This window comes from Actinophytocola xanthii (assembly GCF_001921205.1).
GTDB lineage: Bacteria > Actinomycetota > Actinomycetes > Mycobacteriales > Pseudonocardiaceae > Actinophytocola > Actinophytocola xanthii.
The window spans coordinates 1-25,319 of the sequence record NZ_MSIE01000005.1; the positions used below are offsets into that span (position 1 = coordinate 1).

Sequence of the window (25,319 nt, forward strand, 5' to 3'; positions counted from 1 at the left end):
CGGCCGCGCCGAGCGCCTCGCGCAGCTCGGGCCCGCCGATCGAGGCCCGCCCCGCCAGCGCGTCGGCGAAGCCGCGCAGCAGCTGCGAGGCGATCACGCCGGAGTTCCCGCGTGCCCCGGCCAGGGCGCCCCTGGCCAGCGCGGTGAGCGCCGCCCCTGCCTCGGCACGGGCCCTGGCCGGCGCGCGCAGCAACGCCTCGAGGGCCGCTCGCGCCGTGTGCAGCAGGTTGGCCCCGGTGTCGCCGTCGGCCACCGGGAAGACGTTGATCCGGTCGATCCCCTCGCGGTGGGCGTCGAGCGACTGCACGCAGGCCACCGCCCAGCGCCGCACGTGCGCGGCGTCCAGCGCCTGCAACATCAGCCCTCCCGCAGCCCGGCCAGCGGCGTCCCTCACGCGGAGACTAGTGGGCCGGTTTGAAGCCCGCGGACGGGAGCCGTTACCCTGGATTCGCCTGCCCGGCGAGAACGCGGGGTGGGGATCGCTTTGCTGACCACATCGGTCGGTTTCCCGAGAAAGGAGTGCCTGACGTGGCTGCCGTCTGCGACGTCTGTGGCAAGGGGCCAGGCTTCGGCAAGTCGGTCTCGCACTCGCACCGGCGCACCAGCCGTCGGTGGAACCCGAACATTCAGACCGTGCACGCGAAGATCGGTGTCTCGCAGCGCAAGCGTCTGAACGTGTGCACCTCCTGCCTGAAGGCGGGCAAGGTCACGCGCGGCTGAGTCCGAGCGCACAGACAGCGAACCGGGCCACGGCAACGCCGGGCCCGGTTCTTTGTGTGGCCCGGGCCAGCGGCCCGGGCATCCGTCTCAGGGCAGCTTCCAGTCCACAGGCGACGCGCCCTGCTCCTCGAGCAGGGCGTTGGCCCGGCTGAACGGCCGCGAGCCGAAGAACCCGCTCCTCGCCGACAGCGGGCTCGGGTGCGCCGACTCGATGCAGGGGACGTCGCCGAGCAGCGGCCGCAGGTTCCGCGCGTTGCGGCCCCAGAGGATGGCCACGAGCGGGCCGCCGCGGGCGGCCAACGCGCGGATCGCCTGCTCGGTGACCTCCTCCCACCCCTTGCCCTGGTGGGAGTTCGGGCGTCCGGGTTCGACGGTCAGCGCCCTGTTGAGCAGGAGCACGCCGTTCTCGGTCCACCGGGTCAGGTCGCCGTTGGACGGCGGCGGGTGCCCCAGGTCCTCGCAGTACTCCTGGTAGATGTTCACCAGGCTCTTGGGCAGCGGGCGAACGTCGGGCGCAACGGAGAAGCACAGACCGATGGGATGACCCGGCGTCGGATACGGGTCCTGGCCGACGATCAGCACCCGCACGTCGGCGAAGGGCTGCTGGAACGCGCGGAGCACGTGCTCACCCGCGGGCAGGTACGTGCGCCCCGCGGCGATCTCGGCGCGCAGGAACTCGCCCATCGCGGCGATGCGGTCGGCCACCGGCGCGAGCGCCTCCGCCCAACCTGCTTCAACGATCTCGGACAGGGGTCGTGCCGTCACGGGCGGAAACCCTAGCGGGTCGGTCAGGACAGCCGACGCAGGCCCGTCCGGTACCGCCCGATGCGCTCGACGTAGTTCGCCACGATGCCGGCGACCATGTCCGGGGGCACCTCGTAGCCCTCCCGCACCCTGGCCGGCACGCCGAGCGCCATCCGCCGGGCCGGCAGGTGGCCGTTGAACGACATCACCGCGCCCGCGCCGAGAACCGCGCCGTCCTCGAGCACCGAACCGTTCAGCAACACCGAACCCGACGCGACGAGGCACCCGGTGCCGATCGTCGCGCCCTCGATGTGCGCGTTGTGGCCGACCGCGGAGTCGGGACCGATCCGCGTGGGATGCCACTCGGTGCAGTGCACGATCGTGCCGTCCTGGACGTTGGTCCGCTCGCCGACCCAGATGCCGCCGGAGTCTCCGCGCAGCACCGCACCCGGCCAGACCGAGGCCTGCGCCGCGAGGTGGACGTTGCCGATCAGCACCGCGTCCGGATGGACGTAGGCGTCCGGGTGGACGCTCGGCTCGTGCTCGTCCAGCGCGTAGACGGGCATGCGGCCTCCTTACTCGGCGTGCGCGGGGGTGGGCTCGTGGTCGAGGACCTTTCCGAGGTGCACGCTCTCCGGCGCCTCCGCGTAGTACCCGAACTTCGGTACGGCGGTGTACCCGGCGGAGGCGTAGAGCGCGAGGGCCTCCGGCTGGCGCAGCCCGCTCTCCAGCACGACGCGCCCGTACCCGGCGGCCAGCGCCCGCCGCTCGAGCTCGGCGAGCACGGCGCGGGCCAGCCCTCGTCCCCGTGCCCGCGGGCTCACGTACATCCGCTTCAGCTCGACCGCGTCGGCTCCGTGCACCCGCCATCCGCCGCAGGCGGCCGGCGAACCGTCGTCGAGGTAGGCGACCAGGAACAGGCCCTCCGGCGGCGCGAACTGCGCCGGCTCCACCGGAGTGTCGTCCGGCGAGCCGTAGCGCACGACGTACTCCTGCTGGACCTCCTCGATCAGCGCGAGCGAGTCCGGGTGGTCATAGGGCAACGCATCGATCCGCACAACCCGATCCTGCATGGGCACCGGCGCGGACGCCATGGGGTGTCGGTCACCGCCAGTGCTGCCACCCCGGCGGCTTCTCGTACTGGCGACCGTCCACGGTCACCCCGGCGCCCCGGCCCACGGTGCCGACCGCGACCCAACCCTGCGGCACGCCGGCCGGGTCGGGGAACGTCGCCGCCAGGGCGTGGTCCTCGCCGCCGGTCAGCACCCAGTGCAGCGCGTCGGCGCCCAGCGCGGAGGCGACCTCCACCAGCCGCTGGGGCACCGGCACCAGGGAGGTCCGCACGTCGATGGCCACACTGGACGCCTCGGCGACGTGGGCGAGGTCGGCGAGCAGCCCGTCGGAGACGTCGATCATGGCGGTGGCCCCGGCCAGGGCGGCCTGCGGGCCCGCGGCGTACGGGGGCTCCGGGGCGCGGTAGGCGCTCACCACGGTGACCGGCGAGCGGAAACCGCGGCCGAGCACCGCGAGCCCCGCTGCCGACCAGCCGAGCCGGCCGCTCACCGCGACCACGTCGCCGGGCATCGCACCGCCCCGGGTGACCGGCGCCCGACCCTGGAGGTCACCGAGCGCGGTGACCGAGATCACGATCTGGTCCGCGGCGACGACGTCCCCACCGACGAGCCCGGCTCCGGCCCGGGTGGCCTCCTCCCACATGCCGGCCGCCAGCCCTTCGGCGACGGCCGTGGGGGTGGTCCTCGGACAGGCGAGCCCGACCAGCAGCCCGGTGGGCACCCCACCCATCGCCGCGATGTCGGCGATGTTCACCGCGACCGCTTTGCGCCCAACGTGTTCCGGTGTCGACCAGTCCATCCGGAAGTGCACGCCCTCGACCAACACGTCGGTACTGGTGACCACCCGGCCGTCGCTCGCGGCCACGATGGCCGCGTCGTCGCCGGGGCCGAGCAGGGTGGTCGCAGGTTGCCGGCGGCCGGCGGTGACGCGGCCGATCAGACCGAACTCGCCGATGTCGGCCACCGTCTCCTGCCGTTCATCGCTGCCCGGCACGCCCACCTCCGATAGTCGGATCCCCAAACGATCGAGAACTGCGGTACCTTTTGCTGCTCACGTTCCTACCCTCCACAGGACCGATTGACACGAAGGGGCGCGCCGTGGTCCACGCATACATCCTGATCCAAACGGAAGTCGGTCAGGCCGCCGCGGTCGCCGCGGAGATAGCGAAGATCGCCGGCGTGACCACGGCCGAGGATGTCACGGGCCCGTATGACGTGATCGTGCGCGCCGAGGCGGAGAACGTGGACCTGCTCGGGCAGCTGGTCGTCGCCCGCGTCCAGGGGGTCCAGGGCATCACCCGGACGCTGACCTGTCCGGTGGTCCATCTCTGAGCTGTGCTCTAGTGGGGGCGTGTCGGAACAGCAGCTGTCACCGGTCGCCCTCCGCGTCTCCGTCGCACTGGTCGCCCTGCTCGTGGTCGGCGTCGCCGTACTCGGTCTGACCGCGAGGTCGGATCCCGCCACCGACGCCGCCGTTCCGACCTCGACACCCGCCGCCACGTCCGGCGCGACCGACACCGGTCCGCTGGCGCTGAGCGCCGTCGACGCTCCGGCCGCGGCCTCCGCGGAGTGCGCGGCGCTCGTCGGACGGCTGCCCCGGGAGCTGCCGAGCGGTGACCGGACCCTGCGCCGCCTCCCGCTCGCCGACCCGGCCCCGCCCGCCGCCGCGGCCTGGGGCGAGGGCGGGGGCGAGCCGGTGGTGCTGCGCTGCGGTATGCCCCGTCCGGCCGACCTGACGCCGATCTCGGACCTGCGCGAGATCTCCGGGGTGCGCTGGCTCATGGTCCCCGGCGACGGCGCGGTGACCTGGTTCGTGGTGGACCGCGCCGTCTACGTCGCGCTCACGGTGCCCGAGGGCAGCGGAACGGGAGTACTGCAGGACGTCTCCGCCGCGGTCCGGGCGGCGCTGGCGGTGCGACCGGTCCGGGCGGGCTGAGGGCCCTACCGGAGGCCGGTCCCCCGTGCGATCGCCGTGTCGACCAGGGTGGACAGCAGGCTCGGGTAGTCGATGCCGGTGACCGCCCACATCTTCGGGTAGGCCGAGGTCGGGGTGAAGCCGGGCATCGTGTTCAGCTCGTTGATCGTGAGCGCCCCGTCCGCGCCGACGAAGAAGTCGACCCGGGCCAACCCCTGGCAGTCCAGTGCGCGGAACGCCGTGACCGCCATCGCCCGCAGCCGCTCGACGACCTCGTCGTCGAGTTTGGCCGGGATGTCGAGCTCGCAGACGTCGTCGAGGTACTTGGCTTCGAAGTCGTACCACTCGGGACCGTCCGAGGTGATCCTGATCTCGGCGGGCAGCGACGCCTCCACCCGCCCGTCGGGCAGCTCCAGCACCCCGCACTCGACCTCACGGCCCACGATCGCCGCCTCCACGAGCACCTTGGGGTCGATCTCACGCGCCGCGGCCACCGCGTCGTCGAGCTGCGACCAGTCGGTGACCCGGGTGATCCCCGTGGAGGAACCCGCTCGCGCCGGCTTCACGAACACCGGCAGCCCCAGCCGGTCCCGCTGCGCGTCCGAGAGCGTGGGGCGGTGGCGGGATAAGACCTCGTACGGCCCGACGGGAAGTCCCTCCGCGATCAGCAGCTTCTTGGTGAACTCCTTGTCCATGGCCACGGAGCTCGCGAGCACGCCCGCGCCGACGTAGGGCAGGCCGACCATCTCGAGCAGCCCCTGGATCGTCCCGTCCTCGCCGTAGGCCCCGTGCAGCACGGGGAACACGACGTCCACCTTGGACAGAACCTCGCCCTCCCGGCCCCGTTCGAGCACGACGAGGCTCGCCGAGGACGGGTCGGCCGGGAGCGTGAGCGCTGTCCCCGCCGTGATCGTCGGCATCGTCCGCCCCTCGATCCGCAGCTCCGCCGGATCGGCGGGGCCCAACACCCAGGAGCCCTGGGGGGTGATGCCCACCGGCACGACCTCGAAGCGGTCGGGGTCCAGGTTGGCGAGCACGCTCGCCGCCGACACGCAGGACACCGCGTGCTCGCTGCTCTGCCCACCGAACACGACTGCCACGCGGATACGCTCTTGGCTGGCCATGGCGCCCGACCCTACCCCCGGCCGCCCCGCACCAGCTCCACCAGCACCGGCAACGCGTCGCGCAGCTGTTCGCGCGAGCACGCGGCGTAGCCGAGCGCGATACCGAACCACCGCGCCCGGCCCACGTGGTGCCTGGCCAGACCGTCGAGCAGCAGACCGACCTCCAGTGCCTGTCGCACCAGCTCACGCTCCGCCTCGGCGGAAGGCAGCGGTACCACCACGTGTGCCCCTGCCTCGTCGCCCAGGACGTGCACCCCGCCGCGCACCAGCGCGTCCACGACCAGCGACCGGCGCTCGGACAGCTCGCGGCGCAGCCTGCGCAGGTGCCGGCCGAGGTCGCCGTTGCGGGCGAACTCGACGACGACCAACTGCCCCGCCGGCGCGGGTCCCGAGCCGGTGCGGTCGCGGTGGGCCAGCACCGCGGACACCACTGGCGGCGGTGCCACCATCCAGCCGACGCCGAGCGTCGGGGTGAGGATCTTGCTCGTGGTTCCGAGGTGCACCACGACGTCCGGCGCCAGCGCGGCCAGCAGGGGCAGCGGGGCCACGTCGTAGCGAAGCTCGCCGTCGTAGTCGTCCTCGATCACCAGCCATCCCCGCTGTCGCGCGGTCTCCACGAGCGCGACCCGGCGGGCGGCGGCCATCCGGCCGCCGAGCGGGTACTGGTGGGCGGGCGAGCAGTACACCGCGCGCGCCTGCCCCGGCACGGTGGCGGTCACCAGACCGTCGGCGTCCACCGGCGCCGGCACGACCCGCAGACCCGCTGCCCGCAGGGCGCCGACGGCCCGCTGGTAGCCGGGTTCCTCGACCGCGACGACGTCACCGGGGCGCAGTACGGCCGCCGCGAGCTCCGCGACCGCCGTACTGGTCCCGGAGGTCGCGAGAACGGTCTCCTGACTGTCCTGTGCGGACATACCTCCCACGCGCAAACCCCTGTGGCGCAGGAGGTGTTCGGCAACGGTCGCGCGATAGTCGGGCAGACCTGCCCGGTTGGGACGGACCATCGGGGCGATGTGCGCGGCGGCCCGCCAGGCTCGGCGCCACGCGGCCCGGTCTATTCCGCCGGCCCACGGCGAACCCGGGGTCAGGTCCACGGCGGTCTCGTCGGACCCGCCGCGCCGGGCGGGACCGGGCGCGGTGCCCGGCGAGCCCGGCGGCTGGGTGGTCACGTACGTGCCGGACCCGTGCCGCCCGGCGATCCACCCCTCGGCGTGCAGCTGCTCGTAGGCGGCCGCGGTGACCGTCCGGCTCACCCCGAGCTCACCGGCGAGCGCGCGGGTCGAGGGCAGCCGGTCACCGCTGCGCAACCGGCCCTCGCCGGCGGCCGCCCGGAGCTGCTCGGCCAGCTGGACGGCCAGCGGGGTGGCCGCGGTCCGGTCGAGCGTGACCGGCAGGGCGGGCGTCTCCGGCATCCAAGTGGCCTTTCGAAATCGAGTAGTCGTGGCTATTCAAGCATGCCACTCGGGTGGCGAGGCTGGAGCCATGCACCCACTCTCCCCGACCGAGCGCAGTACGGTCCGCCGCGGGAAGACGCGCTCGACCAGTGACCGCGCCGCCCTGCACGCCGTCCTGGACGCCGGCCTCATCTGCCATCTCGGGTTCGTCGCCGAGCACGGGGCACCCGTGGTCGTCCCCACCGGTTACGGACGCGACGGCGACACGCTCTACGTGCACGGCTCCACCGGCGCCGCGAGCCTGCGAGCGGCCGACGGAGGGGAGGTGTGCGTGACGGTGACCCTGCTCGACGGGATCGTGTACAGCCGCGCGGTCTTCCACTGCTCGGTCAACTACCGCTCGGCGGTCCTGCACGGTCGCGGGGCGACGCTCACCGACCGGGACGAGAAGCTCGCGGCCCTGCGGGTGATCACCGACCACCTCGCCCCCGGCACCTGGGGATACGCCCGCGAGCCGAGCAGGCGGGAGCTGGCCGCGACCGCGGTCCTGGCCCTCGACCTCACCGAGGCAGCGGTCAAGATCCGCACCGGCCCGCCCGGGGAGGAACCGGCGGACCTGACCCGCCCGACGTGGGCCGGGGTGCTGCCGCTGCACCGGTCCTGGGGTTCCCCCGTCCCGTGTCCCGAGCTGCGGCCCGGGACCGCGGTGCCGAGCCACGTCGAGACCAGACCGGACCCGGTGGGCCCTGGGCGTGGCTGAGGCGGCTCAGGAGGCCCGGCGCAGGTGGGCGGGATCCGTCCGCGGGTAGGAGTTCATGGTCCGCACACCCCGGTAGACGTGCAGGCTCACCGCGGGGTCGCGTCCCTCGTTGCGAACCTCGTGCCCGTAGCCGGGGGCGAACACCCGGGACTGGCCGGCGACCAGGGTGTGGGTCCTGCCGTCGCGCAGCACGTGCTCGGTCAGCTCACCGGAGACCACGGTGAAGGCTCCGGTGGCCGGGCCGTGGTCGTGCGGGTCGGTGCGCTGGCCCGGCAGCCAGCTCATCAGCCACACCTCCTGGTCGGCGGTGTGGTGCACCAGTACGGCGTAACGCTCGTCCGGGTCGTAGCGGAGCAGGTGCGCCCAGCGGGACCGGTCCTCGGCGTACTGCCGGGCGATCAGGGCGGGGTGCACGGTGGGCGGCGTGTCGGCGCCCGCGACGGTGTTCTCTGGCACGGCGAACATGGGAACCTTCTCGGGAGAACCTACTGGGGTGCGGCTCGATCACCAGGAAGGACACAGCGCGCTGGCGACTCGGCAGAAGCGCACGCTCGCGGACACGCCACCAGGACACCATCCGCGTTCCGCCGGGTCAAGGCGGTTCAGAATGTGGGAGGCCGACGCGGCCAATCCTCGGCCGGGAGCTCTCCGAACAACAAGGTGACGGGCCGCGGGCGAGGAGAACAGGGTGGGACATGGGTGATCGGGTGCGACGGCCGCGGGACGCCGGGCGGGAGGCGCAGGAACCGGAGCCTGACGGCGCGGAGCTGCTGCAACGGGTGGCCAGGGGTGACGAGGCCGCCTTCGTCGAGCTCTACGACCTGCTGATCGGCCCGCTGTTCGGGGTCATCCGGCGGGTCGTTCGCGATCCCGCGCAGTCGGAGGAGGTCGCCCAGGAGGTCATGGTCGAGCTGTGGCGCTCCGCCGCGCGCTACTCCCCCGAGCGCGGCAGCGCGATGACGTGGGCGATGACCGTCGCGCACCGGCGGGCGGTGGACCGGGTGCGCTCGGCGCAGGCCGCCGCCGACCGGGAGGAGAACGTCGGTCGCCGCCAGCTGTCCCGGCCGTTCGACGAGGTGTCCGAGCAGGTCGCGACCCGGCTGGAACAGGAGCAGGTCCGGCGTTGCCTCGGCACCCTCACCGAGCTCCAGCGCGAGTCGGTCGTGCTCGCGTACTACGGCGGGCGGAGCTACCGGGAGGTCGGTGAGCTGCTCGACACCCCGCTCGGCACCATCAAGACGCGGTTGCGCGACGGCCTGATCCGGCTGCGCGACTGCCTGGGGGTGGCGTCATGAACGCCGACGTGCACGCGCTGACCGGCGCCTACGTCCTCGACGCCGTGTCCGACGCCGAGCGCGCGGAGTTCGAGCGCCACCTGCGGGAGTGCGAGGCCTGCGCACAGGAGGTACGTGAGCTTCGGGAGACCGCGACCCGGCTGGGCCGCGCCGCGGCCGTCGTCCCCCCTCCCGAGCTGAGGGCCGCGGTACTGGAGCGCGTCGGCCAGGTCCGCCAGGATCCCCCGCAGGCCGCGGTCGTTCCGCTGCGCCGCCGAAACACCGCCTGGGCCACCAGGGTCACCGGTGCCGCGGCCGCGGTGCTGCTGGTCGTCGCGTCGGTGCTCGGCGTGCTGCTGGTCCAGGCCCGTGGCTCGGTGGACGACGCCGAGGCGAGGGCCGCGGCGATCGCCACGATCCTCAGTGCCGATGACGCGCGGATCTCCAACCAGGGTGACGAGGAGGGCGGTCAGATGACCGTGCTGTCCTCCCGTTCCGTCGACCGCGCCCTGCTGCTGGCCGACAACCTGCCCGCGCCGCCGGCCGGCCACGACTACCAGGCGTGGACGATCGACGACCAGGCCGCCCACCCGGCCGGCCTGCTGCCCGAGGGCGGCGACGCCGTGCTGGAGGTCGACGACCTCGGCGGGGCGAGGATGGTGGGGATCACGATCGAGCCGGACGGCGGCTCGGCCGAACCCAGCACGGCGCCCATCATGGAGTTCGACCTGGCCTGACCGGCCTCACCGCTCCGGCTTGGTCTTGCGGCCGATGAGGTCCGCGGCCATCTCCCGGGGGTCGAAGCCGTCGTGGCAGACCCGGTGCACGACCTCGGTGATCGGCATCTCCACGCCGTGACGCCGGGCCAGCTCGCGGATGGCCGAGCACGACTTCACGCCCTCCGCGACCTGGCCCTGCGCGGCGGCCTGCGCCTGCTGCACGGTCTCCCCCCGGCCGAGCCGCTCGCCGAAGGTGCGGTTGCGCGACAGCGGGGACGAGCACGTCGCGACGAGGTCACCCAGGCCGGCCAGGCCGGCGAAGGTCATCGGGTCCGCGCCGAGCGCGACCCCGAGGCGGGCGGTCTCGGCCAGGCCGCGGGTGATCAGTGTGGCGACCGTGTTGTCGCCGTAGCCGAGGCCGCCGGCCATGCCGCAGGACAGGGCGATCACGTTCTTGCACGCGCCACCCAGCTCGCAGCCCACCACGTCGGTGATCGTGTAGGGGCGGAAGTAGCCGGTCGTACAGGCCTCCTGGAGGGCGACCGCGCGGTCGTGCTCGGTGCAGGCGATCACCGAGGCGGTCGGCTGCTCGTCGGCGATCTCCTTGGCCAGGTTGGGTCCGGAGACCACGGCGACCTGGTTCTCCGGCACGCCGAGCACCTCGACGACAACCTCGGACATGCGCCGCAGCGTGCCCAGCTCCACCCCCTTCGCGAGCGAGACCAGCGTCGCCGACGGGTCGATCAGCCCTCGCCAGGCGGTCAGGTTGTGCCGCAGGCTCTGGCTCGGGACCGCGAGCACCACGGCCTCGGCGCCGTCCAGCGCCACGCGCGGGTCCGACGTCGCCCGCAGCGACTCGGGCAGCACCACTCCGGGCAGGTAGTCCGGGTTGGTCCGGTCGCGTTCGACCGACTCCGCCACCGAGGCGCGCCGCGACCACAGGGTCACCTCGCTGCCCGCGTCGGCGAGCACCTTCGCGAACGTGGTGCCCCACGATCCGGCACCGAAGACGGCGAACGGTCCCATCTCAGTCGGCCGGCGCACGGCGGGGGGCGTAGAACTCCGCTGGCGCCGGCTCCTGGCGGATCTCGACCAGCAGGTCGCGTACCCGGGTCATCAGCACGTCGGTCACCTCGCGCAGCAGCTCGTTGGTCACCGGGCGGCCGCGGTAGGCGGACAGGTCGACCGGCTCCCCCACGCGGATGTCCACCCGCTTGCGCGGGAACGGGCGGAACTTCTTCGTGTAGCCGTCGAAGATCTGCTTGGTGCCCCACCTGGCGGCGGGGATGACCGGGGCCTCGGTCTCCAGCGCCAGGCGCGCCACGCCGGTCCTGGCCCGCATCGGCCAGCCGTCGGGGTCCCTGGTGATCGTCCCCTCCGGGTAGATCACCACGAGCTTGCCCTCGCGCAGGGCCGCACCGGCCGCGTGGAGGCTGTCCGCCGCGCCGCTGGACCGGCGGGTCACCGGGATGCTGCCGGCCCCGCCGATCAGGTACTTGAACAGTGGCACCCGGAACAGGCTCTCCTTGGCCAGGAAGCGCGGGACCCGACCCTGCCGGTGCACGAACACGGCGTCGACCGGCGGGTCCAAATGCGAGATGTGGTTCATCACCAGCAGGACACCGCCCTCGCGGCGGATCCGGTCGCCGTTGTGCAGCACGGTCTTCCCCATCCAGGAGAGCGGGTAGAAGATGAGCGCGGTCACGGTCACCCAGAAACCGCTCTTCTCGATTCGTGCCGGCACCTGGTGGTCCTCCTCGTCGCTGGACGGGTGAGTGGGTCGAGGTGAGTATGCCCCGGTGGCGAGGGGGCGTTCGCACCTGCGCCACGATGGGCGCCGTGGAGCACGAAGTGGACCTGGTGGTGCCGATCAAGCGGCTGGACCGGGCGAAGTCGCGGCTGCGCGGCGCGGTGGACGGTCCGCACGCCGAGCTGGTCCTCGCGCTGCTGCTGGACACGGTCACCGCCGCGGTGGCGGCCCGGGGTGTACGCCGGGTGCTGGTCGTGTGCGAGGACGACCGCGTCGCCGGGGCGCTCGCCGGCACCGGCGTGGAGTGCGTCGACGAGCGCGGCCTCCCGGGGCTGAACGCGGCGCTGGACCACGGCGCGGGCCTGCTGCGCGCCGACGACCCCGACGGCGTGGTCGGCGCGCTGCAGGCCGACCTGCCCGCACTGCGTCCCGGCGACCTGGCGGCGGCCATCGCGGCGGCCGGACTCGGCAGGGCGTTCTGCGCCGACCGCCCGGGCACCGGAACGACCCTGCTGCTGTCGACGCCGGGCGGACCGCTCGACCCCCGGTTCGGCCCCGGCTCGGCGGACGCACACCAGGCGAGCGGGGCGGTCCAGGTCGGAGCCGGCCTCGCCACGCTGCGCTGCGATGTGGACACCGCAGAGGACCTCGCGGTGGCCGCGGCGCTCGGGCTCGGGCCGCGGACGGCCGGGTTCGACACCGCCGGGGCAGAGTTCACCCTTCCGTTCGGCCAGGGATGCGCGACCAGGTCGTAATTGCTGGACAATGGCGGTGTGAGCACCGACAGCATCGAGCAACCTGGGGCCCTGACCAGTGCCGAAGGCCCGGACACCGAGCCCGCCACGACAGCTCCGGAGCCGAGAGCCGCGGTGCCGTCCGCGCCGCCGGCGGTCACCCCGCGGATCGCCCAGACCGACCTCCCGGACGACCGCTACCTCAACCGTGAACTGTCCTGGTTGGACTTCAACGCCCGGGTGCTGGCGCTCGCCGAGGACGCCTCGCAGCCGCTCCTCGAGCGGGCCAAGTTCCTCGCGATCTTCGCGTCCAACCTGGACGAGTTCTACATGGTCCGGGTCGCCGGCCTGAAGCGCCGAGCGGAGACCGGGCTCAGCGTGCGCAGCGCCGACGGCCTGACCCCGCGCGAGCAGCTCGCCTTCATCTCCAAGCGCAACCAGGAGCTCGTCGGGCAGCACGCGGACGCGTGGGAGAAGCGGGTGCGCCCCGAGCTCGCCGAGCGCGGGATCCGGATCGCGCGCTGGGCCGACCTGACCGAGGAGCAGCACGTCCGGCTCACCCGGTACTTCCGCGAGCAGATCTTCCCGGTGCTGACCCCGCTCGCGGTCGACCCCGCACATCCCTTCCCCTACATCTCCGGCCTCTCGCTGAACCTCGCCGTGACCGTGCGCGACCCGGCCGGCGGGGGCGAGCGGTTCGCCAGGGTCAAGGTGCCGGACAACGTCTCCCGGCTGGTTCCGATCGACCACCACCGCGACGACCCGGACGCGACGTTCCTGCCGCTGGAGGAGCTGATCGCCGCTCACCTCGGGGCCCTGTTCACCGGCATGCAGCTCACCGAGGTGCACGCGTTCCGGGTCACCCGCAACGCAGACCTCGAGGTCGAGGAGGACCAGGACGAGGACCTGTTGAAGGCGCTGGAGCGCGAGCTCGCCCAGCGGCGTTTCGGTCCGCCCGTGCGCCTCGAGGTCGCCGGCGACATGAGCGAGCACATGCTCGAGCTGCTGCTGCGCGAGCTGGAAGTCGACCCGCACGACGTGGTCGTGGTGCCGGGGTTGCTGGACCTGTCCTGCCTGTGGCAGCTGCACGGGGTGGACCGCACCGAGCTCAAGGACAGCCCGTTCGTGCCGGCGACCCACCCCGCCTTCGGCGAGCGGGAGACGCCCAAGAGCGTGTTCGCCACCCTTCGCGAGGAGGGCGACGTCCTGGTCCACCACCCGTACCACTCGTTCTCCACGAGCGTGCAGCGGTTCATCGAGCAGGCGGCCGCGGACTCGAAGGTGCTCGCCATCAAGCAGACCCTCTACCGCACCTCCGGCGACTCGCCGATCGTCGACGCGCTCATCGACGCGGCCGAGGCGGGCAAGCAGGTCGTCGCGCTGGTCGAGATCAAGGCCCGCTTCGACGAGCAGGCCAACATCAAGTGGGCGCGCAAGCTGGAGAAGGCCGGGGTGCACGTCGTCTACGGCATGGTCGGTCTCAAGACCCACTGCAAGACCGCGCTCGTGGTGCGCCAGGAAGGCTCGGTCATCCGGCGCTACTGCCATATCGGCACCGGGAACTACAACCCCAAGACCGCGCGGCTCTACGAGGACGTCGGCCTGCTCACCGCCGAACCGTCCATCGGCGCCGACCTCACCGACCTGTTCAACGTGCTCACCGGCTACGCACGTCAGGACGAATACCGCAGCCTCATGGTGGCCCCGTACGGGATCCGGCGCGGCATCGTGGAGCTCATCGAGCGGGAGATCGAGCACCTGCGGGCGGGCCGGCCGGCCGGCGTGCGGATAAAAATAAACTCGCTCGTCGACGAACAGGTCATCGACGCGCTGTACCGCGCCTCCCAGGCCGGGGTCGACGTCGACGTCGTCGTTCGCGGAATCTGCGCGCTGAAACCGGGGATCGAGGGGCTTTCGGACAACATCCGGGTCCGATCCATCCTGGGCCGGTTCCTGGAGCACTCGCGGGTGTTCCACTTCGTCGGTGCGAACGAGCACTGGATCGGCAGCGCGGACCTCATGCACCGCAACCTCGACCGCCGGGTGGAGGTGCAGGTGCCGATCACCGACCCGCGGCTCACCGCCCAGCTCGACGCGATGTTCACCTCCGCGCTCGACCCGGCCACCCGGTGCTGGGTGCTCGAGCCGAGCGGGGACTGGATCCCGTTCCCGGCGGACGGTTCCTCGGTGCAGGACCACCAGGCACAGCTCCTCGAACACCTCGCGCAGGGGTAGCGGTGCCGGGACTGATCGACGCCGCCGGCGCGGTGGTGTGGCGGCCTGACCCGGAGCACAGCGGATCGCTCCAGGTGGCGCTCGTGCACCGGCCGCGGTACGACGACTGGAGCCTGCCCAAGGGAAAGCTGGAGCGCGGGGAGTCCTCCCGGGTGGCCGCGGTGCGGGAGGTCGGCGAGGAGACCGGTTCCACGGTCGTACTGGGCCGGCATCTGGGCCAGGTGCGCTACCAGGTCACCCGGCCGCAGCGGGCGACGAAGGTCGTCGAGTACTACGCGGCACGCCACACCGGGGGCGTTTTCGAGGCCGGCGACGAGGTCGACGAGCTGCGCTGGTGCGGTCCGGACGAGGCGCGGAAGACCCTGTCCTACGCGCACGACCGGCGGGTCGTGTCGTCGTTCACCGCGTTACCGGCCGAGCTCACCACCCTGCTCCTGGTGCGCCACGCCAAGGCGGGCAGCCGCAGCCAGTGGGAGGGACCGGACGAGGAGCGGCCGCTGTCGGAGAACGGCAACCGCCAGGTGGGCCCGATCCGGGTCCTGGCGCGCCTCTACGGGGCCGACCGGGTGTACTCGGCTCCGTTGGTCCGGTGCGTGGACACCGTCGCTCCTGCCGCCCAGGACGCGGGCGTAACGGTTGTCGAGGAGCCGCTGCTGTCCGAAAAGGGCTATCAGGGCGGCGGCGAGGAGAACGCGACGAGGCGACTGCTGGAGCTCGCTGCCGGGGGAGGCACCCCGGTGCTGTGCAGCCAGGGCGGCGTCATCCCCGACCTGCTGTCCCGAGTGGCCGATGGCCTGCCCATGCCGATGCGTCGTCTGGAGAGCAAGAAGGGGAGCGTCTGGGCGCTGTTCTTCGTGGTTGAAGCCGACGGCGAGGGCCGGTCGGCCCGGCTCGTCGCCGCGGACTACGTGCGCAAACCGTGAAGGCCATCCGCCGGTAGCGGCGGATGGCCTTCACGGGTCGAGCTCTGTTACGTCACTTCTTGCGGGCCGCCGGGGTGGCCTTCTTGGCAGCCGGACGGGCCTTGGCGGTGGCCTTGGTCGCCGTGCTCTTCGCCGCCGCCTTCGCCGTGGCCTTGGCCGGGGTGGCCTTCTTGGCGGTGGTCGTCGACTTCGCCGCGGTCGTCTTGGCCGGGGTCGCCGCCTTGGCCGCCGTGGCCTTCTTGGTCGTGGTCGCCTTGGTGGCGGTCGACTTCGCGGCCGTGCTCTTCGCCGCCGTGGGGCGGGTCGCCGGCTTCGCCGCCGCGGTCCGCGTGCTGCGGCTCGTGGTGGTGGCCGTGCCGGTCGAGCGCGAGGCCGCCGGACGGGCGGCGGCGGTGCGCGTGGTCGACGAGGCGGTGGCGCGGGTCGAGGACGTGCCACGGCTGGCGGCCGAGCGCGTCGCGGCGACCTTGGGCAGCTTCTTCGCGCCGCTCACCACGTCCTTGAAGGTCGTGCCGGCCCGGAAGGCGGGCACGTTGGTCTTCTTCACCTTCACCGTCTCACCGGTGCGCGGGTTGCGCGCGGTACGGGCGGCACGGGCGCGCTTCTCGAACACACCGAAGCCGGTGATGTTCACCTTCTCGCCCTTGTTGACCGTGCGGACGATCACGTCGACGAGACCGTCCACCGCGGCGCCGGCAGCCTTCTTGTCGCCAAGGCGATCCGAGAGCGCCTCGATGAGTTGGGCCTTGTTCACCCTTCAGTCCTCCGTGTTGACCAACTAGCGTTCTCGGCCAAACCGGCCGACTTCTGGCCACCGTATGCCTATCTGCGCACAATTTCCACGCGACTCGCCCAATTTCCCCGCTAAGGGGGTCAGATTCCGTTGCGTGGCTGCCATTCGGCGGCCCTAGGAACGAAGTGTAGAGGTGGTGGTCGGCTTCCACCTCTGGCGACCCCCCTCGAAGGCGCCGATGGCGTCCTCGTGACGAAGGGTCAGGGCAATGTCGTCGAGCCCTTCCAGCAGCCGCCAGCGGGTGTAGTCGTCGATGTGGAACGGCGCGGTGAAGTCCTTGGCCCGCACTGTCTTGTCCCGCAGGTCCACGGTCACCTCGGTGCCCGGCTCGGTCTCCAGGAGCTTCCACAACAGCTCGATGTCGGCCTGCTCGCACTGGGCGGCGAGCAGGCCCTGCTTGCCCGCGTTGCCCCGGAAGATGTCCGCGAACCGCGCGGAGATCACCACCCGGAACCCGTAGTTGGACAAGGCCCAGACGGCGTGCTCGCGGGAGGAGCCGGTACCGAAGTCGGGGCCCGCCACCAGGACGCTCCCTGCCCGGAAGGGCTCCAGGTTCAGCACGAAGTGCGGGTCGGAGCGCCAGGCCGAGAACAGACCGTCCTCGAAGCCCGAGCGGCTCACCCGCTTGAGGTACACGGCGGGGATGATCTGGTCCGTGTCCACGTTGGACCTGCGCAGGGGCACCCCGACCCCGGTGTGGGTGGTGAACGGTTCCATGGGTCGTACCCCTCTCAGCTCAGGTCCTCGGGGGAGGACAGCGTGCCCCGGACGGCCGTTGCGGCCGCAACCAAAGGCGAGACCAGGTGGGTCCGGCCGCCCTTGCCCTGCCGGCCCTCGAAGTTGCGGTTCGATGTGGACGCGCTGCGCTCGCCCGGTCGCAGCTGGTCGGGGTTCATCCCGAGGCACATGGAGCAACCGGCCGCCCGCCATTCGGCGCCGGCCTCGAGGAAGACCTGGTGCAGGCCCTCGGACTCGGCGACCTCGCGCACCCGCATCGAGCCGGGCACGACGAGCATCCGGACCCCGTCGGCGACCTGGTGCCCGCGCAGCACCTCCGCCGCGGCTCGCAGGTCCTCGATCCTCCCGTTGGTGCAGGAGCCCAGGAAGACCGTGTCGACGTGGATGTCCCGCAGCGGCGTTCCCGGTGTGAGGTCCATGTATGAGAGCGCCTTCTCCGCCGAGTGCCGCTCGTTCTCGTCCGGGATGTCGGCGGGGTCGGGAACTCGTTCGGACAGGGGCAAACCCTGCCCGGGGTTGGTGCCCCAGGTGACGAAGGGGGTCAGCGTGCTCGCGTCGATGTGCACCTCGGCGTCGAACCGGGCGTCGTCGTCGGTACGCAGCTCCCGCCACGCGGCCACCGCGTCGTCCCAGTCCGCACCGGTCGGGGCGTGCGGACGGCCCTTCAGGTACGCGAACGTGGTGTCGTCCGGGGCGATCATGCCCGCCCGGGCGCCGGCCTCGATGGACATGTTGCAGATGGTCATGCGGGCCTCCATCGACAGCTGCTCGATGGCGCGACCCCGGTACTCCAGGACGTGGCCCTGGCCGCCGTTGGTGCCGATCTTCGCGATCACGGCGAGGATCACGTCCTTGGCCGTGACACCCGGGCGGAGCTCGCCGTCCACAGTGATCGCCATCGTCCGGAACGGGCGCAGCGGCAGGGTCTGGGTGGCGAGCACGTGCTCGACCTCGGAGGTGCCGATCCCGAAGGCCAGCGCCCCGAACGCCCCGTGGGTCGAGGTGTGGCTGTCGCCGCACACCACGGTCATCCCGGGCTGGGTGAGGCCGAGCTGCGGGCCGACGACGTGCACGATGCCCTGCTCCACGTCGCCCATGGGATACAGCCGTATGCCGAACTCGGCGCAGTTCTTGCGCAGCGTGTCCACCTGGGTCTTGGAGACCGGGTCCGCGATGGGGAGCTCGATGCCGATCGTGGGGACGTTGTGGTCCTCGGTGGCGATGGTGAGGTCCGGGCGGCGGACGCGGCGGTTGGACAGGCGGAGCCCGTCGAACGCCTGGGGGCTGGTCACCTCGTGCACGAGGTGCAGATCGATGTAGAGGAGATCCGGCTCGGCGCCGCTACCCGGACGAACGACGTGCTGGTCCCACACCTTCTCGGCGAGAGTCTTTCCCATCGGTTTCACCATCGGCTTCCACAGGATGCGTTCCCACGATGCGGAAAACTGGACTTCCCAGATAGCGGGAACATAATATCGAGACGTGGGACAGCATAGCGGCATCGGCGTTCTGGACAAGGCAATGGCGGTGCTCGAAGCGGTGGCGAAGGAGCCGTGCGGCCTCGCGGAGCTCTGCACCAGAACGGGACTTCCCCGGGCGACCGCCCACCGGCTCGCCGTGGGTCTGGAGGTGCATCGCCTGCTGCGCCGGGGACCGGACGGCCGTTGGCGGCCGGGGGCCGCGCTCTCCGAGTTGGCCGGCGGCGCGGTGGACCCGTTGCTGGACGCGGCGGGCTCGGTGCTCCCCCGGCTGCGCGACCGGACCGGCGAGAGCGTGCAGCTGTACCGGCGGGACGGCTCACACCGCGTCTGCATCTCCACCGCGGAGCCACCTTCCGGCCTGCGCGACACCGTTCCGGTTGGCGCCCGCCTGCCGATGACCGCCGGCTCCGGCGCGAAGGTCCTTGCGGCGTGGACCGATCCGGCCACGCAACGGACCCTGCTGGCCGAGGCCGTCTACGGCGAGCGCGCGCTGGTCGAGGTTCGCCGGCGCGGCTGGGCGCAGAGCGTGGGCGAACGCGAACCCGGCGTGGCGAGCGTCTCCGCGCCCGTCCGCGACGCGAACGGCGCCGTCGTGGCCGCCGTCTCGGTCTCCGGCCCCGTCGACCGCATGGGGCGCCGTCCGGGCGCCCGCTGGGCGGCGGATCTCCTGGCCGCCGCCGACGCCCTCCAGACCCGGCTCTGACTCACTCCATTCCGGACCCCGCTGGGGTCAGGGACTCGGCGGTTCGCCGACGGCCTTCAGGCCCGCGACGGCCCAGCGGCGGGCGCGGGCGGCCGCGGCCGGGGTGACGGGGCCGGCGAGGGCGGAACCGGCGAGCAGGCGGCAGCGTTCCGCCTCGGCACGGCGGACCGGGCTGAGGTCGGTGCGCTCCAGCGCGTGGTCCAGGCGGGAGATCAGGGCCAGGGCGCGGTCCTCCCCCACCCGGGCCGCCTCGCCGGCCCGCCGCCGGGCGGTCAGCAGGGGCGCCAGGGCAAGCGCCAGCAGGGCTAGCGAGCCGCCGATCCACAACGCCGCTGTCACGCGTCCTCCAGTGCCAGTGCCCGCCGGCGCAGCGCCGCGACGCGCGTGTCCAGCCCGTCCAGCTCGGTTCCCGGCCGGGCCTGGGTCCAGTCGGCGAGCGCGAGCAGGTAGTCCTCGGAGAGTTTCGCCAGTTTCGCCGCCCGCGCCCGGCTTCCGCCCGGCGCGAGGTCCAGCATGATCAGGGCGACCTCGCCCAGCGCGGCGTCCAGCTCGTCGCGACGGGCCCGCCAGCGCCCGCGTTCGGCCCGCCGGCGGGCGACGCCCTGGACCACCCGGTCAAGTCCCTTGTAGACGAACAGGACGCCGCCGACCACGAGCACGACCAGGCTGGCGGCGAGCACGTACCGGGAGACCGGGGCGGCCAGCGTCCTCGGCTCGTGGTCGAGCCTGCCGCGCACGACCTCGGCGTCGTAGCGCGCGGCCAGCTGGGCGGCCTGGGCCACGACGTCCCCGTCGAGGAAGCCGGTCGCCTGGCCGTAGGTCGACCACTGCGCGTAGTCCCAGCCGAACTCGTCCACGTTCAACGGGATGTCGTTCTCGCAGCCGTACTCGAACTCGGCGCCGGCGACGACGGCGACCAGCACGCCCTCGATCCGGTCGCTCACCCCGGTACAGGTCTCCCCGGGGTCCTCGGCCAGCGGCGAGTCGGCCCGCAGCACCACCATCACCAGCGGTCGCTCGTCGATCTCCCGGCGGACCCCCTCGACGTCCACCGCACCCGCTCCCGGCTCGACGTAGACGACGTCCTGGTCCAGGGCCGCCACCACCGGCCGCACCGGCGAGAACAGCAGCGTAAGGCTCGGCCACAGGAACGCCCCGAGCAGCCCGAGCGCGAGCAGCGCGACCGGCAGTCGCCACCGCCGCCGGCGCGGGGAGGTGCGCGCAGCGACGGGCGGCCGACGCCGGGGGCTCACCGGGCCACCTCCAGTGCCTGGGCGGCCGACTCGAGTGCCGTCCGCGCCTCGTCGACGGCAGCGCGTGCGGTCGGCACGTCGCCGTCCCGGGCGAGCAGCTCACGTGCCACGCCGTACCGCTCGCTCGCGTGGTCGACGAGCCTCCCGGCGCGACCGTCCCGTGCCAGGCCGTCGAGATCGGTGATCCCCGCCGCGATGCCGGCCAACGCCGCGGACAGCCGCTCCCGCTCCACCCGCCGGGCCTCCTCGGCGCCCCGCCGGCGCCGGGCCGCCCGCCGGCGTACCGCAAGGACCGACCCACCCACCACGGCGACCGTGCCGGCGAAGACCCAGGGCAGCCCGGTCAACACGAACGGCACCGGGTCGGCGGCCCGCCGCGGCGCGAGCACGGCCGCCCGGTTGGCGAGCAGGGTCGCGTACTCCCGGGCGAGCGCGAGCCCGAGGTTCACCTGGCGCGGCCCCCACTTGGCGAGCTGGCCGAAGTGCGCGCCGTAGTACCCGCTGAGCGTGATGCGCGACAGTTCCGGGTCCGGGGCGGAGAACTCCACCCACAGCCCGCGCACCACGACCACCAGATCGCCGGGGAAGCGCTCGCCGAGCGCCGCCGTCAGGTCCGTTCTCGGCGTCTCGGGCGCCGCGGGCGGGAGCACCGCGATCCGCACGACGGCACCGGGAACGATGTCGTCCCACCTGTCGGTGTCGGTCACCGGTTCGATGCCGGGGGCGGTGTGGACGCGGTTCGCGGCGAGGTCCCTGGTTACCGCGTCGACCTCCGCCGGGTCGGCGGGCGCGGTCGGCGGCAGGCTCTCCAGGTCGTGCGAGCGTTCCTTGATCGCGGTCAGCAGGAACGTGGTGAGGTCGCCGGTGGCCAACACCTGTCGCGCCTCGTCCATCGAGCTCGGGACGACCGAGCCAACCGGCGCGGACACGTTGAGCCCACTGGCCACCACCAGTGTGTTGCGGCCGACCGCGGCACGCACCTCGCGCACCCGCGCGTCGTGCTGGTTCCGCGTGTCCACACCGGAGTAGGGCAGCAGCAGTACCTTGCGACCGGTACCGGCGAGTGCCGCCCGAACCCGCGCCTCGTCGACCACCGCGGGTGAACCGGGCAGCCGCGCGACCGGGCTCCTGGCCAGCGCCGCCTCCGCCTCGGCCACCGTCCAGCTCAACGATCCGTTCGGCTCCTCGACCTCCACCGCGGGGACCTGGTCCGGTTCGACCGTCCTGTCCTCGCCCGGCCGGTAGACGAACGAGACGGCCAGCCACCCCACCCACAGCAGCAGGACGGCGACCCCCAGGCCCCTTCTCTTGCGCACAATGGGCACGGTAGATGCACGACGACGCAGTTGGAGCAGATGTGACCGAGCGCAACGAGCCGGAACCCATTGACGCCGAGATCGTCGAGGAGCCGCCGCCGGCGGCGCCCGAGACGGCGACCGGCTACACCGAGGGCGGCGTGCCGACCTTCGACTACGTGCGCGACCAGATCGAGCGGCGCGCCGCCACCTCGACCGGTGCCGAAGAGCTCGCGGCGGAGTCCCAGCAGGGCCGCACGATCGACCAGCAGCTGGCCGAGCGGGACAAGGCGGGGCGGGACAAGCTGGAGGAGATCCGCCGCGCCATGCGCGAGGGAGGCTCCTCCAGCTGACCCGACCTATGCCACGTCCTAGTCCATACCGGCCCGTCCCTCTGGCACCGACTCGTCCGGCTCCTCCGAGGGCGGCTGGTCGGCGAAGGTCGGCTGGCTGTGCTCATCGGCGAAGTCGGGGTCGGCGTCGCCGATGGGCTCGAGGTGTCGTTCTGGCTTCTCGCGTTCGGTCACGCACGCAGGCCTTCCCGTCAGTGGCCCGGTGAAACCTGCGGCAGCCGGCCGACGTGCCGGCTCTCCGGCGGTCCGAGGTAGCTCGGCGCCAGACCGCCGGTGTCCACGACGATCTTCTGCACGACCACCGTCGGGTCCACCATCCACACCTTGACCACGTGTTCGCCGGGACGGTCCACGACGTGCGTGGTGACGGTGCGGTTGACGTTGTCCGAGGTGTTCCGCTCCCACTGGCGGTTCATCCTCGTGTCGTCGGCACCCGTGGCCGTTGTCACATTCACCCGTTGCGGTGACTGGCCGTCGAGCGAAACCGCATAGCTCAGGCCGTCGGTGGGGTGCACGTTGTTCCTCGGGGACAGGTACACCCAGACCTTGACCGGGCCGGTGGTGCGGAGGTTGACCGAGTACTCCAACCGCGGGCTCGCTCCGCCCGGGGTCTGCCTCGGCGCGGTCACCGGCGTCGGCTGCATGCCGGCCCCGTCGCGGCCGATCCCCGGGATGCGCAGCCAGTCCACACCTCCGGCGCCGACGACCCGGCTCGCGTGGTCGGCCAGCATCGACACGTACCCGTTGGCCTCGACGAAACCGCGGCGCGGAGCGTTGCGCGGGTTCTCGACGACGGCCGTGACCTCGACCGCCGTCCCGTTCGGACCGCGCACGGTGAGCGGTACCCGGGTCGTCCCCTTCGGCGCGTGCCGCCAGTCGACCCGCACCGCGGCTCGGACCTCCTTGTCCACGACGCCCCGGCTCGGTGTCACCAGCAGCCACGGCTCGGGCGACTCGATCCGGTAGGCGAACGGGTCGCGGCCGCGGTTGAACACCTCGACGTACTGCGCCGGCTGGCTCTGGTGCGGGCTGAAGGTGGGCAGCACCGCGGGCTCGGCCGCCGCCGGCCACCACTGCGCCGACCCGTCGATCGCCACCCCCAGGTCCGCGCCCGCCGGCACCTCGATCCGCCGCACGGCCGGGAAGACCTCGTCCGGCAGCGCGACGTGGTCGGGGGTCTGCGGCTGCTGCCACGGTGCGTCCGGGCCGTAGCGGTCGACGTCGCCGTACCCGATCTTGGGCTGGGTCTGGAAACCGTCCCACTTCCCGTCGGCGAGCTCGGTGTTGTAGTAGTCCGACAGCGCCTGGTCCTCGGCGAACCTGGCGTCGGTCCGGTCGGCGAGGTCGTTGGTGGCTGCCCGTCCCTGCTCGGCGTAGCGGATGTTGGTGAACTCCGCTTGGCGCAGGGCGTACAGGTTGGCCGTGGCCTTCACCGCGTACAGCACGAGCTGGAAGTAGGCATCCTGTTTGGCCGGTGACAGCTTGCGGCCGATCCGTTCCGCCTCCTCGGCGAGGTCCTGCCACTGCGCGGTGACCCGGTCCAGCTCGCGGTAGTGCTCCAGGAAGAAGGGGGTCTGCTCGTCGTCGTAGGTGACCGTGCCGTCCGCGGCGGTGGTGATCCGCCGGTTGAGCAGTTCGGGCTTGCGGCGTGACTGGAGCACGCCGTAGGTGTGCAGCACCTCGGCGATCGTCGCCGCGTGCTCCTGGCCGAAGTTCTGCGCCGCGTACCGCTTCTCCCACTCCGGCAGGCGTTCCAGCGGCCAGGCGTCCGGGTTCCACGCGTAGTCGAGGAAGAACTGGGTCGGCAGCTCCTCGTTCTTGAGGTCACCGACGTTGACCACCCACAGCCTGTCGACGCCGTACTCGTAGGTCGTGTGCAGCTGCTCCCAGGTGTTGGCGAGGTTGATCGTGTCGACCCACTTGTAGTTGCGGCCGCCGCCGACGTAGTCGAAGTGGTAGTACATCCCGTACCCGCCCGCACGCGGCGAGAGCGCCGGGTCGGGCAGCTTGCGCATGTTGCCCCAGTTGTCGTCGGTGAACACGACGGTCACGTCGTCCGGGGCGCGCAGGCCCTGGTCCCAATAGCGCTGGACCTCCTTGTAGAGCGTCCACACCTGCGGGGTCTGCGCCGGGTCCCGACCGGTCGTCTCCTCGATGATCCGGCGCTCGGTCGCGATGATCTCCCGCATCAGCTCGATGCCGTCGCCGTCGGGCAGGCTCACGTCTCCGTTGCCGCGCATTCCGAGCGTGACCACGCCCTCGAACTCCTCGTCCACCATCCGCTGAACGCCGTCGCGCCAGTAGGCCTTGATGGCCTCGGGGTTGCGGCGGAAGCTCCACTCCCCCGTGCCACCGTAGGGATCGTGGCCCGGGGTGACGATGTTCCCCTCGGGATCGCGCACGGCCGGTACCGCATGGCGGTTCCACTCCTCGATCCCCCGCATCATCGGGGCCTCGTGGGAGGTTCCCATGACCACCCCGTACGCGGTCGCCGTCGCGTGGTTGGCTAGGTCGTCCTCGGCGAACGCCCGGCCCCACACCGCCGGCCACAGGTAGTTGGCCTTGAGCCGCAGCATGGTCTCGAACACCTGGCCGTAGAACCGGCTGTTGAACCCGTTGGGGTACCCGGGCGCCTGCCCGGGCCCGAAGTGCCGGGGCGCCCAGGTGCCCAGCGCCGGGTTCTCGTCGTTGATGAAGAAGCCGCGGTACTTGACCGCGGGCGTGCCCTGGGTGTGCCGGCCGGGCAGGACGTACAGCTCCTCGGCGGTCCGGGCGGGCACGTCGTCCCACCAGTACCAGGGTGAGACGCCGATGCGCTGGGACACGTCGTAGACGCCGAAGATCGTTCCGCGCTGGTCGCTGCCCGCGATCACCAGTGCCTTCCGCACGCCGGGCATCGGGTTGTACACGACCTGCTGGAGCGAGGTCTCCCACTTGCCGGCGATCCCGGTGACGTCGAGCTTGCCCGCCCGGACAAGCCCGTTGATCAGCGGGCTGCGACCGATCGTGCCCACGATCACCGGTTCCTGCCCCACGGGCACCTGGTCCACCGAGACGACCGGGCGCACCCCGGTCACCCGCTCGACGTCGTCACGCAGGTCGCCCGCCACCCGTACGACACCGACGTAGTCGTCCCCGCTGACCACGATCGGCGCGCCCTTTCCCCGTGCCACCAGAGGGAAAGCGCCAGGACGCGGGGAGGTGACTACATAGGACCCGGGGTCGGTGCGCAACGTGCCCCGGCCCCGGGTGGATGCCGAAGCCGGGGGCACCACGGCGCCGGCCACGAGGATGGCGATCAGCAGCTGGACGGGAATTCTCATGTCGATCTCCGTTGA

Annotated in this window: 29 protein-coding genes; 11 read left to right on the forward strand and 18 right to left on the reverse strand. The window is 72.4% G+C overall.

The genetic code is table 11. The features are described 5' to 3' along the window. Positions 1-358: DAK2 domain-containing protein (locus BU204_RS04185; RefSeq protein ID WP_143229303.1), on the reverse strand; the 358-nt coding region annotated here is incomplete at its 3' end. Between the two features lie 170 nt (positions 359-528). Here BU204_RS04185 and rpmB point away from each other — a divergent pair. Continuing rightward, positions 529-720, forward strand: a complete 192-nt coding sequence (rpmB, locus tag BU204_RS04190; protein ID WP_075124203.1) for a 50S ribosomal protein L28 — start codon at positions 529-531, stop codon at positions 718-720. Between the two features lie 87 nt (positions 721-807). Here the strand turns inward: rpmB and BU204_RS04195 are convergent, their stop codons facing one another. From BU204_RS04195 to BU204_RS04210, 4 genes are read right to left on the reverse strand one after another with little or no spacing between them, the layout of a single operon-like run. Beyond that, positions 808-1,485, reverse strand: a complete 678-nt coding sequence (locus tag BU204_RS04195; protein WP_075124204.1) for a uracil-DNA glycosylase — start codon at positions 1,483-1,485, stop codon at positions 808-810. 23 nt (positions 1,486-1,508) lie between these two features. After that, positions 1,509-2,030, reverse strand: coding sequence for a gamma carbonic anhydrase family protein (locus tag BU204_RS04200; RefSeq protein ID WP_075124205.1), 522 nt, complete (start codon positions 2,028-2,030; stop codon positions 1,509-1,511). A 9-nt stretch (positions 2,031-2,039) separates the two neighbouring features. Then, positions 2,040-2,522, reverse strand: coding sequence for a GNAT family N-acetyltransferase (locus BU204_RS04205; RefSeq protein ID WP_075124206.1), 483 nt, complete (start codon positions 2,520-2,522; stop codon positions 2,040-2,042). A gap of 46 nt (positions 2,523-2,568) precedes the next feature. Further along, positions 2,569-3,531, reverse strand: a complete 963-nt coding sequence (locus tag BU204_RS04210) for a thiamine-phosphate kinase (RefSeq protein WP_143229304.1) — start codon at positions 3,529-3,531, stop codon at positions 2,569-2,571. A gap of 104 nt (positions 3,532-3,635) precedes the next feature. Here BU204_RS04210 and BU204_RS04215 point away from each other — a divergent pair, with 104 nt between their 5' ends. Both BU204_RS04215 and BU204_RS04220 read left to right on the forward strand, forming a co-directional pair. Beyond that, positions 3,636-3,869 carry an Lrp/AsnC ligand binding domain-containing protein gene (locus BU204_RS04215; protein ID WP_075124208.1) on the forward strand — a complete coding sequence of 78 codons (234 nt, stop codon included), beginning with the start codon at positions 3,636-3,638 and terminating at the stop codon, positions 3,867-3,869. A gap of 19 nt (positions 3,870-3,888) precedes the next feature. Next, positions 3,889-4,473: a DUF3515 domain-containing protein gene (locus BU204_RS04220; protein ID WP_075124209.1), complete on the forward strand. Its 585-nt coding sequence runs from the start codon at positions 3,889-3,891 to the stop codon at positions 4,471-4,473. Positions 4,474-4,478: 5 nt separating this feature from the next. Here BU204_RS04220 and BU204_RS04225 read toward each other — a convergent pair whose 3' ends face one another. Then, positions 4,479-5,576 (reverse strand): D-alanine--D-alanine ligase family protein, encoded by a 1,098-nt coding sequence (locus BU204_RS04225; protein WP_075124210.1) that lies wholly within the window; start codon positions 5,574-5,576, stop codon positions 4,479-4,481. Between the two features lie 11 nt (positions 5,577-5,587). After that, positions 5,588-6,988 carry a MocR-like pyridoxine biosynthesis transcription factor PdxR gene (pdxR, locus tag BU204_RS04230; protein WP_075124211.1) on the reverse strand — a complete coding sequence of 467 codons (1,401 nt, stop codon included), beginning with the start codon at positions 6,986-6,988 and terminating at the stop codon, positions 5,588-5,590. A 70-nt stretch (positions 6,989-7,058) separates the two neighbouring features. Between pdxR and BU204_RS04235 the strand changes: the two genes are divergently transcribed. Further along, positions 7,059-7,730: a pyridoxamine 5'-phosphate oxidase family protein gene (locus tag BU204_RS04235; protein ID WP_075124212.1), complete on the forward strand. Its 672-nt coding sequence runs from the start codon at positions 7,059-7,061 to the stop codon at positions 7,728-7,730. Positions 7,731-7,736: 6 nt separating this feature from the next. Here BU204_RS04235 and BU204_RS04240 read toward each other — a convergent pair whose 3' ends face one another. Then, a complete protein-coding gene (locus tag BU204_RS04240; protein WP_075124213.1) occupies positions 7,737-8,195 on the reverse strand; it encodes a cysteine dioxygenase in 459 nt (152 codons plus the stop codon). Between the two features lie 230 nt (positions 8,196-8,425). Here BU204_RS04240 and sigK point away from each other — a divergent pair, with 230 nt between their 5' ends. Beyond that, on the forward strand, positions 8,426-9,025 hold the full coding sequence (gene sigK, locus BU204_RS04245) for an ECF RNA polymerase sigma factor SigK (protein ID WP_075124214.1): 600 nt from the start codon (positions 8,426-8,428) through the stop codon (positions 9,023-9,025). Continuing rightward, positions 9,022-9,741 (forward strand): anti-sigma factor, encoded by a 720-nt coding sequence (locus BU204_RS04250; protein WP_075124215.1) that lies wholly within the window; start codon positions 9,022-9,024, stop codon positions 9,739-9,741. The genes sigK and BU204_RS04250 overlap by 4 nt, the downstream gene beginning before the upstream one ends. Positions 9,742-9,747: 6 nt before the next feature. On the opposite strand, the gene BU204_RS04255 is transcribed toward BU204_RS04250, so the two are convergent. Both BU204_RS04255 and BU204_RS04260 read right to left on the reverse strand, forming a co-directional pair. After that, positions 9,748-10,749: an NAD(P)H-dependent glycerol-3-phosphate dehydrogenase gene (locus BU204_RS04255; RefSeq protein WP_075124216.1), complete on the reverse strand. Its 1,002-nt coding sequence runs from the start codon at positions 10,747-10,749 to the stop codon at positions 9,748-9,750. A gap of 1 nt (position 10,750) precedes the next feature. Then, the gene (locus tag BU204_RS04260) at positions 10,751-11,467 is read right to left on the reverse strand and encodes a lysophospholipid acyltransferase family protein (protein ID WP_233159258.1); all 717 of its coding nucleotides are present in this window, start codon (positions 11,465-11,467) and stop codon (positions 10,751-10,753) included. Between the two features lie 95 nt (positions 11,468-11,562). On the opposite strand from BU204_RS04260, the gene cofC reads away from it, so the two are divergent. The 3 genes from cofC to BU204_RS04275 are packed head-to-tail and all read left to right on the forward strand — an operon-like array spanning position 11,563 to position 15,365. Next, positions 11,563-12,228 (forward strand): 2-phospho-L-lactate guanylyltransferase, encoded by a 666-nt coding sequence (gene cofC / locus BU204_RS04265; protein WP_233159267.1) that lies wholly within the window; start codon positions 11,563-11,565, stop codon positions 12,226-12,228. Positions 12,229-12,246: 18 nt separating this feature from the next. Then, positions 12,247-14,442 carry an RNA degradosome polyphosphate kinase gene (locus BU204_RS04270; RefSeq protein WP_408607982.1) on the forward strand — a complete coding sequence of 732 codons (2,196 nt, stop codon included), beginning with the start codon at positions 12,247-12,249 and terminating at the stop codon, positions 14,440-14,442. Between the two features lie 2 nt (positions 14,443-14,444). Beyond that, positions 14,445-15,365 (forward strand): NUDIX hydrolase, encoded by a 921-nt coding sequence (locus BU204_RS04275; protein ID WP_233159269.1) that lies wholly within the window; start codon positions 14,445-14,447, stop codon positions 15,363-15,365. A 52-nt stretch (positions 15,366-15,417) separates the two neighbouring features. Here BU204_RS04275 and BU204_RS04280 read toward each other — a convergent pair whose 3' ends face one another. From BU204_RS04280 to leuC, 3 genes are all read right to left on the reverse strand, one after another. Further along, positions 15,418-16,119, reverse strand: a complete 702-nt coding sequence (locus BU204_RS04280; protein ID WP_075124217.1) for an HU family DNA-binding protein — start codon at positions 16,117-16,119, stop codon at positions 15,418-15,420. Positions 16,120-16,272: 153 nt separating this feature from the next. After that, positions 16,273-16,875, reverse strand: a complete 603-nt coding sequence (leuD, locus tag BU204_RS04285) for a 3-isopropylmalate dehydratase small subunit (RefSeq protein WP_075124218.1) — start codon at positions 16,873-16,875, stop codon at positions 16,273-16,275. Positions 16,876-16,889: 14 nt separating this feature from the next. Further along, positions 16,890-18,293, reverse strand: a complete 1,404-nt coding sequence (leuC, locus tag BU204_RS04290; RefSeq protein WP_408607983.1) for a 3-isopropylmalate dehydratase large subunit — start codon at positions 18,291-18,293, stop codon at positions 16,890-16,892. Between the two features lie 85 nt (positions 18,294-18,378). Between leuC and BU204_RS04295 the strand changes: the two genes are divergently transcribed. After that, the gene (locus BU204_RS04295; protein WP_198942765.1) at positions 18,379-19,080 is read left to right on the forward strand and encodes an IclR family transcriptional regulator; all 702 of its coding nucleotides are present in this window, start codon (positions 18,379-18,381) and stop codon (positions 19,078-19,080) included. 27 nt (positions 19,081-19,107) lie between these two features. Here BU204_RS04295 and BU204_RS04300 read toward each other — a convergent pair whose 3' ends face one another. The 3 genes from BU204_RS04300 to BU204_RS04310 are packed head-to-tail and all read right to left on the reverse strand — an operon-like array spanning position 19,108 to position 21,649. Then, positions 19,108-19,419 (reverse strand): GlyGly-CTERM sorting domain-containing protein, encoded by a 312-nt coding sequence (locus tag BU204_RS04300; protein WP_075124221.1) that lies wholly within the window; start codon positions 19,417-19,419, stop codon positions 19,108-19,110. Continuing rightward, on the reverse strand, positions 19,416-20,333 hold the full coding sequence (locus BU204_RS04305) for a hypothetical protein (protein WP_075124222.1): 918 nt from the start codon (positions 20,331-20,333) through the stop codon (positions 19,416-19,418). Before BU204_RS04305 ends, BU204_RS04300 begins: the two co-directional genes overlap by 4 nt. Continuing rightward, positions 20,330-21,649 (reverse strand): hypothetical protein, encoded by a 1,320-nt coding sequence (locus tag BU204_RS04310; protein ID WP_075124223.1) that lies wholly within the window; start codon positions 21,647-21,649, stop codon positions 20,330-20,332. The genes BU204_RS04305 and BU204_RS04310 overlap by 4 nt, the downstream gene beginning before the upstream one ends. Positions 21,650-21,690: 41 nt before the next feature. Between BU204_RS04310 and BU204_RS04315 the strand changes: the two genes are divergently transcribed. Continuing rightward, the gene (locus BU204_RS04315; protein ID WP_075124224.1) at positions 21,691-21,981 is read left to right on the forward strand and encodes a hypothetical protein; all 291 of its coding nucleotides are present in this window, start codon (positions 21,691-21,693) and stop codon (positions 21,979-21,981) included. 18 nt (positions 21,982-21,999) lie between these two features. Here the strand turns inward: BU204_RS04315 and BU204_RS39880 are convergent, their stop codons facing one another. Together BU204_RS39880 and BU204_RS04320 are read right to left on the reverse strand one after the other, a co-directional pair. Then, positions 22,000-22,155: a hypothetical protein gene (locus BU204_RS39880; RefSeq protein WP_158073395.1), complete on the reverse strand. Its 156-nt coding sequence runs from the start codon at positions 22,153-22,155 to the stop codon at positions 22,000-22,002. A 17-nt stretch (positions 22,156-22,172) separates the two neighbouring features. Then, positions 22,173-25,304, reverse strand: a complete 3,132-nt coding sequence (locus BU204_RS04320; protein ID WP_083660997.1) for a glycosyl hydrolase 115 family protein — start codon at positions 25,302-25,304, stop codon at positions 22,173-22,175. Positions 25,305-25,319 lie beyond the last annotated feature (15 nt).